Genomic DNA, 1,022 nt, shown 5'->3' on the forward strand with positions numbered 1-1,022 from the left:
CAACCCTTAGGGGAGGAAGCTGCCGAAGGTAAAACCAATGACTAGGGTGAAGTCGTAACAAGGTAGCCGTATCGGAAGGTGCGGCTGGATCACCTCCTTTCTAAGGAATCCAGTTAGGTACATTGTTCAGTTTTGATGGCTCATGCACGCAAGTCGCATGAAACATCATGGAAGAGAACCGCAGGTTGTCTGACCCGTCTCTTATGACTCGTTAACTCGAGAAGTGAGAATGGAGAGGCTGTCTGACGAGTTGTTCGAATTGGGTTTTAAAACTCCGTTCACTCCATGATAACATCACAAAGTTTCAGACAATTACAACATTTAAAAGCTGTATTGACAAACGTCTTTAAAGCATTTAGAATAGTCATTGTCCTTGAGACACCACATTTTAATATGTGGGCGTATAGCTCAGCTGGTTAGAGCGCACGCCTGATAAGCGTGAGGTCGGTGGTTCGAGTCCACTTATGCCCACCAAATGATGCAAGTCACGAATTGGGGCGAAAGTATGCTAACCGAAAGGGACGCGAACTAGTAGCTGATTCAGTTTGTAACTTGCATTTAAAAACCCTATAATAGCATGACGAAAACGTATTGAGCACCATCAAATGCTCATCGGTACATTATTTCAGTATAATCACCATACGGATTCAACCACATCGCTATTTAGTTTTGTACAATGAAAACTTCATATAATCACAAAAAAAGTTTTCTTCAGAAGTCTTCGCCGACACTCTGAAGAAACACGAACGAAGATTAGCAGTAATCTTCAGTTCAAACTTTTTAACGCAGCTAGTCGTTTCGATGACAAGGCGGAAAATCGATTGACGAAGGAGTGTACTAGTTATACTCGACTGAGGAAAGAGATGCGCAGGCGAAGTCAGCGGAAGGAATAGCAAGTTAAAAGAGGTCAAGATATTAAGAGCACAGGGTGAATGCCTTGGCACTGAGAGCCGATGAAGGACGTGGTAAGCTGCGAAAAGCTACGGGGAGTTGCAAGCAAACATTGATCCGTAGATGTCCGA

At 43.5% G+C, this 1,022-nt stretch carries 1 tRNA gene and 2 rRNA genes; all 3 read left to right on the forward strand.

What is annotated here, in order from left to right:
- A 16S ribosomal RNA gene (locus DWB64_RS19075) occupies window positions 1–100 on the forward strand; the annotation flags it as partial.
- A gap of 297 nt (window positions 101–397) precedes the next feature.
- Window positions 398–474: transfer RNA gene (locus tag DWB64_RS19080), tRNA-Ile, on the forward strand.
- A 431-nt stretch (window positions 475–905) separates the two neighbouring features.
- Window positions 906–1,022, forward strand: a 23S ribosomal RNA gene (locus DWB64_RS19085); the annotation flags it as partial.

It is taken from the genome of Fusibacter sp. A1 (assembly GCF_004125825.1).
GTDB lineage: Bacteria > Bacillota > Clostridia > Peptostreptococcales > Acidaminobacteraceae > QQWI01.